A 6,093-nucleotide genomic window follows, 5' to 3' on the forward strand; every position below is an offset into this window, starting at 1 on the left:
CCGAACGGATGGTGAAGGCCCCTGCATACCGCGCGTCCCGCCCCGCCGCCCAGAGTTCTTCACGGGCCGGTCCGGCGCCGCTTCCTCACTTCAGCGCCGCCTCCATCATCCGCTGCGCCACGGGGGCCGCCAGGCCGTTGCCGCTGACCTCGGAGCGCTCCGCGCCCGAGTCCTCGATGAGCACGGCCACCGCGACCGCCTTACCGGTGCCTGGATCCTTGGCGTACGAGGTGAACCAGGCGTACGGCGTCTTGCTGTTGTTCTCGCCGTGCTGTGCCGTGCCGGTCTTGCCGCCGACCTCCAGGCCGGGGATCCGCGCGTTGGAGCCCGTGCCCTCCTCGACCACCGTCACCATCGCGCTGCGCAACTGCTCCGCCGTCCCGGACGACATGATCCGCTGCGAGGCGCCGTCCTCGAAGGACTCGAGGGTGTCGCCGTCCCCGGACACCACCTTGGAGACCATATGAGGTGAGGCCATGACCCCGTCGTTGGCGATGGCCGCCGACACCAGCGACATCTGGAGCGGAGTCGCCGTCACGTCGAACTGCCCGATGCCGGTCAGCGCGGTCGACGACGCGTTCATCCCGGACGGGTACACGCTCGCAGAGGCCCGTACCGGCACGTCCTGCTTCTCGTCGTTGAAGCCGAACTTCTCCGCCGTCTCCCGTACCTTGTCCTGCCCGAGGTCGACGGCCATCTTGCCGAAGACGTTGTTGCACGAGTACCGCAGCGCGGTCCGGATCGTGGCGTTCTCACAGGGCGCGGACGGGTTCTCGTTCTCCAGGTCCGTGACCGTGCCGGGCAGGCGGTAGGGGTCCGGGCTGTCGGTCCGCTCGTCGACGGACGAGTACAGGCCCTCCTCCAGCGCGGCCGCCGCGACGACCAGCTTGAACGTCGACCCAGGCGGCAGCGGCTGCCGCAGCGCCCGGTTGACCAGCGGCTTTTCCTCGTCGTCGAGCAGCTTCTGCCAGGCGTCGCCGTCCAGGGTGCCGCTGATCGTCGACGGGTCGTACGACGGGGTGCTGACCATGCCGAGGATCTCCCCGGTCTCCGGGTCCATGGCTACCGCGGCGCCCTTCGTGTCGCCGAGCGCCTCGAAGCCGGCCTTCTGAACGGCGGGGTCGATCGTCGTCACCACGTCACCGGGGTCCTGCTGCTCGTCCGTGAGCGTGTCCAGCGGGTTCTTCAGCTTGAGGTCGGTGCCGTCGAGGATGCCGGAGTAGATGCCCTCGAGCTGGGTGGCCCCGTACGCCTGCGAGCTGTAGCCGGTGACGGCCGAGTACAGCGCTCCGTCGGTGTAGGAGCGTTTGTACGCGAGATCGCCTCCTTCCGTGCGCTGCGAGCCCGTGACGGCGGAGCCGGCCACGATGATGTCGCCCAGCGGCTGCGCGTACTGCGCGATGATCTTCCGCCGGTTCCGGTCGTTGTCCGTGAGGGCCGTCGCCTCGTACGCCTGCACCCAGGTCGCCCGCCCCAGCAGGGCGAGGACCAGCAGCAGACTGAAGACGGCGGCACGCCTGATCGTCTTGTTCATCCCGTACGAGGGACGAGCGGCGCGGCGCGGTTCGTTCCCGTCCGTCCGTTTTCTCAGGACTTCCTCATCTGCGGCGGGGAGCCCGGCGCCGGTCAGCGGGGCGAGATGAATCCCGACTCGTACGCCGCGATCACCGCCTGTGTACGGTCCCGGGCGCCGATCTTGCCCAGGACCGCCGCGACGTGGGTCTTCGTCGTCGCCGGGCCCACACCCATCCGGCCGGCGATCTCCGCGTTCGTCAGCCCGGTGGCCATCAGCCGCAGCACCTCCGCCTCCCGCCCGGTCAGCCGCGCCGCCCACGGCGGAGCGGTCGCGGCAGGCCGGCGGCCGTACTCGGCGGCGAGCGAGCGCACCGCCGCGGGGAACAGCAGCGAGTCGCTGCGCGCGACCAGCCGGACCGCCTGGACCAGCTCCTCGGCCGCGGCCCGCTTCAGCAGGAACCCGGCCGCCCCGGCGCGCAGCGCGTCGTACACGTACGCATCGTTCTCGAACGTCGTCACGACGACGATCCGCGGCGGCTCGTCCATCGTGGAGAGGATCTGCTCGGTGGCGCGGATGCCGTCGATCTCCGGCATCCGCACGTCCATCAGCACCACGTCCGGGCGCAGCCGGCGCACCACGGACACCGCCTCCGCGCCCGTCGCCGCCTCGCCGACGACCTCGAGGTCCGGTTCCGCGTCGAGGATCACGCGCAGCGCGGTGCGCACCATCCGCTCGTCGTCGGCGACGGCGACCCGTACTGTGCTCATCGGCGGCCCGCCAGCGGCAGCCGGGCCGACAGCCGCCACACGCCGTCGTCCTGCCCGGCCGCCGCCTGCCCGCCGAGCAGCGCGGCCCGTTCGGCGACTCCGCGCAGCCCGCGGCCACCGCCGGGGCGCTGCACCGGGGCCCGCTCGGGCACGGGATTCTCCATCCTGATCTCCAACTCCTCGTCTCCTGCGGCGATCCACAGCGTCACCGGTGAAGCCCCGGCATGGCGAAGGGCGTTGCTCAGCCCCTCCTGGACGATCCGGTACGCCTCGCGGGAGACCGGCTCCGCCACGGCCGTGAGCGCGCCCTTCGTGTGCAGCGTGACGGCCACACCGCTGCGGGACAGCAGCCCCTCCAGGGCCGCCAGCGTCGGTCCGCCGAGTCGGGCGTCGCCGTCCTGGCGCAGCAGGCCGAGCACGGCGTCCAGCTCGCCCACCGTGCGGCGGGTGGTCTCCTCGATCGCGGCCAGCGCCTCCCGTACGAACTCCACGTCGGCGGCCCGGCCGCTGCCCAGCACCTTGCGGGCCGCCCCGGCCTGGAGCGTGACGGCGGACAGCGCGTGGCCCACGGAGTCGTGCAGTTCACGGGCGAGGCGGTTGCGCTCCGCGAGCTCGGTCGCCCGCCGCTCGGCCGCGGCCAGCCGGTCGGCGGGGGTCGGGCCGAGCAGCACCGGCGCCTGGCGGGCCAGCAGCGCCCCGGTGGCCGCGGACACGGCCGCGAGCGCCAGCAGCATCCCGGTTCCGGCGAGCACCAGCAGCAGCGACCACCAGGCGTCGTGCGGCACGCGCAGGTAGTCCCGTACGGCCGGGAACACCGGGGAGAGGATCAGTCCGACGGCGAAGGGCGGCAGCGCGAGGGACGCCCCGCTGATCAGCGCCCCCACCCCGAGGTGGAGGGTGAACCAGCCCGCGGTGCGAACCCGGGCGGCCCGGCTGCGTGCCTGCCCGTCCGCGAGCCGCTCGCCGGGAACGCCGCACAGCGTGCGGGCGACGACCACCGACAGCGGCCTGGCCATGGGGAACAGCCCGGCGACAGCGGCGAGCGGCAACGCCACGGCGTACGCGCCGAACTGGAGCGCCAGGGAGCCCGCGAAGAAGTTCGACGCGTCCGTCAGCGGGCCCACGACCACCGTGCCGACCAGCCAGAACGGCATCAACAACGCGCCGCCGAGCACCAGATGGACCCAGCGCAGCCGGGCCCGGCTGCCGAACAGCGCCCGAGCGGCGGACCGCAGTACCGGGCCCGGTCGGGTCATGCGCCGCGCCTGCGCAGCAGCGAGGCGACGGCGCAGGTGAGCAGCAGACCGGAGATCATCTCCCCAGCGTAGGTGAGCATCAGCAGCGCCGGGGTCTGCTTTCCCTCGTCCGACTCGGGCATGAGCGCGCCGAGGATCATCCAGCCCGCCCAGGCGCCCAGCGCGCTCGCCCCGACCCAGGCCGCGGCCAACGGCCCGCGCACCGACAGGGCGGGGCGCAGCCGGAAGGCGAGCAGCAGCACACCGGCGACCGCCAGCACCGCGAAGCCGACGCGGACACCCTCCAACAGGTAGAAGGGCGTAGTGCGTTGCAGCACTCGGTCGGCGGGGAGCGCGACGGTCCCGCCGACGGCCCACAGCGCGTGCATGACCGCGGGGAACAGGGCGAGCAGTGAGCCGGCGACGGCGGTCACCCGCATGAAGGTGCCCGTCGCACCGGTCGGCAGCTCCCACACCCTGCCGCGCCACAGATGACCCCAGCGCTTTCCGGCGTAGAGCACGAACAGCGTGCCCAGGGCGAGTCCTTGGAGGATGAAACCGCCGTACACGACGCCGAACACCCAGTCGTGCAGGAACGGCTCCTCCGCGGCGGCCGGTGCCGCGCTGCCGCCGATGGCCGTGCCGGCCAGCTGCACCGGGAACCCGACCATGATCGGCGCGAGAAGCCCGGTGGCGGCCCACATCGGCACCGCCAGCAGCCACGCGGGCACCCGCTCTCCCCACGGCCGGGTGAGCAGCAGAGCCAGCACCACGACGGACGCGTCCATCAGTACGGTCACGCTGTTGGCGACGGCCATCACCAGACGGTGGTCCAGGAGGGCGCTGCCCTCGGGAATGCCGACACGGCTGCCCGCGATCCAGGCGATCTTGAGCCCGAGGTACGGCAGGCAGGCCACGATCGCGACGGCACGCAGCGCGGCCGTGAGGGGGCGGTGTCGCAGGGAGAGGCCGGTCCCGGCCGAGGTCGTTGTCATGCCCCCAACGCTCCCGTGGCCGCCGGCCCTCCACCTCCTGCTCCGTGACGATCCGCCTCCACCGCGCGGGGGAGCGGCGCCGCCGTGCGGCTTGCCCCGGCCGTGGCGGCGGGGCGTCACGCCAGTGTCAGGACCACCTCGTCCGTCTCCTCGCCCCGCGCGTTGGCGAACCCCCGGTCGTGGCCGGTCACCAGGAAGCCGCACTTGCGCAGCACCCGGACGGAGCCCGCGTTGTCCGCCGCCGCACGCGCGTGCAGCGGACGGGTCGGTACGACCTCCAGCAGCGCGCGCAGCGCCAGCGTGGCGATGCCGCGCCCCCAGTGCGCGCGGTCGATGACGTAGGTGACCTCCCGCTCCTCCGGCGGCCCGTACACGGCGGTGTGGCCGACCACCTCGCCGTCGGCGACGACCGTCCGTATCACCGCGTCCGACGCCCGGATCCGCGCCCAGTGGGCGTCGAACGCTGCCCGGTCCGTCGGGTCCTCGCTGGTGAAGGCGGCCATCCGGTTGGACTCCGGGTCACTCATGTGCCGGAAGAACACCGGGAGATCACTGTCCTGGACCTCACGCAGGATCACGTCCACGGTCAGAGCCTCCGGGTCGCCAGGGTGAGCCGGTCGCGGGCGTCGAACAACGCGTCCTTGATCATCTGCTCGTGCGCCGGCGTGAGCCTCGCCACCGGCACCGAGCAGCTGATCGCGTCGCGCGCCGGAGTGCGGTACGGGATGGCGATGCCGAAGCAGCGCAGCCCGAGCGTGTTCTCCTCGCGGTCCACGGCGTAGCCCTGCTCGCGGATGAGGTGGAGCTCCTCGATGAGCTTCTCGCGGTCGGTGATGGTGTGCTCGGTCAGCGGCGCGAGCGTCTCCGGCAGCATCTTGCGCACCTGCTCGTCGCTGTAGGTGGCGAGCAGCGCCTTGCCGAGCGAGGTGGAGTGCGCGGGCAGCCGCCGTCCCACGCGCGTGAAGGGGCGCAGATAGTGCTGGGACTGCCGGGTCGCCAGGTAGACCACGTTCGTGCCGTCGAGGCGTGCGAGGTGGATAGTCTCCGTGGTGTCGTCGGAGAGCCGGTCCAGGGTGGGCCTGGCGGCGGCCACGACCTCGTCGCCGTCGATGTACGACGTCCCGACCAGCAGGGCGCGCACCCCGATGCCGTACCGGGTCCCCGTCGCGTCCGTCTCCACCCAGCCGAGCTCCACGAGGGTGCGCAGCAGCATGTACAGGCTGGACTTGGGATAGCCGACGGCTTCCTGGACCGCGGCGAGGGAGTGCATGCCGGGCCGTCCGGCGAAGTACTCGAGCAACTCCACCGTCCGCACTGCGGACTTGACCTGTGCCCCACCGGAATCGGCAACTGACATTGCTGTACGCCCCTTCTTGACCGTGCGGAACGCCCGGAAATAGAGTCCCCAGCATATTCACCACCAGGAACGCTGTTCAGAATACCGAACAACTCCGGTGGGTGGCAGAGACCGGCCGGAAGGAAGCCGCCGTGGCAGCAGCACCAGTCTGGAGTGTCGACCCCCGTAGCGGGAAGCGGCGGGAGCGGGTCGGGGTGGAGGCGTCGGTGGGGGAGGTGGACGC

General features: G+C 72.3%; 6 protein-coding genes. All 6 read right to left on the reverse strand.

Features of this window, described 5'->3' with window-relative positions:
• Positions 1–85: 85 nt before the first annotated feature.
• The 6 genes from ACTMTU_RS17875 to ACTMTU_RS17900 all read right to left on the reverse strand — a co-directional run bounded on the left by ACTMTU_RS17875 (position 86) and on the right by ACTMTU_RS17900 (position 5,870).
• The gene (locus ACTMTU_RS17875; protein ID WP_441264453.1) at positions 86–1,534 is read right to left on the reverse strand and encodes a peptidoglycan D,D-transpeptidase FtsI family protein; all 1,449 of its coding nucleotides are present in this window, start codon (positions 1,532–1,534) and stop codon (positions 86–88) included.
• 92 nt (positions 1,535–1,626) lie between these two features.
• Positions 1,627–2,283, reverse strand: coding sequence for a response regulator (locus tag ACTMTU_RS17880; protein WP_441264454.1), 657 nt, complete (start codon positions 2,281–2,283; stop codon positions 1,627–1,629).
• Entirely contained in the window at positions 2,280–3,539 is a 1,260-nt protein-coding gene (locus tag ACTMTU_RS17885) for a sensor histidine kinase (RefSeq protein ID WP_441264455.1), read from the reverse strand. The genes ACTMTU_RS17880 and ACTMTU_RS17885 overlap by 4 nt, the downstream gene beginning before the upstream one ends.
• Positions 3,536–4,513, reverse strand: a complete 978-nt coding sequence (locus tag ACTMTU_RS17890) for a hypothetical protein (protein WP_441264456.1) — start codon at positions 4,511–4,513, stop codon at positions 3,536–3,538. The genes ACTMTU_RS17885 and ACTMTU_RS17890 overlap by 4 nt, the downstream gene beginning before the upstream one ends.
• Before the next feature lie 116 nt (positions 4,514–4,629).
• Entirely contained in the window at positions 4,630–5,097 is a 468-nt protein-coding gene (locus ACTMTU_RS17895) for a GNAT family N-acetyltransferase (protein WP_441264457.1), read from the reverse strand.
• A 2-nt stretch (positions 5,098–5,099) separates the two neighbouring features.
• On the reverse strand, positions 5,100–5,870 hold the full coding sequence (locus tag ACTMTU_RS17900; protein ID WP_441264458.1) for an IclR family transcriptional regulator: 771 nt from the start codon (positions 5,868–5,870) through the stop codon (positions 5,100–5,102).
• Positions 5,871–6,093 lie beyond the last annotated feature (223 nt).

Origin of the sequence: Streptomyces sp. OZ13 (assembly GCF_052068155.1) — a bacterium.
In the GTDB taxonomy this organism is placed as follows: domain Bacteria; phylum Actinomycetota; class Actinomycetes; order Streptomycetales; family Streptomycetaceae; genus Streptomyces.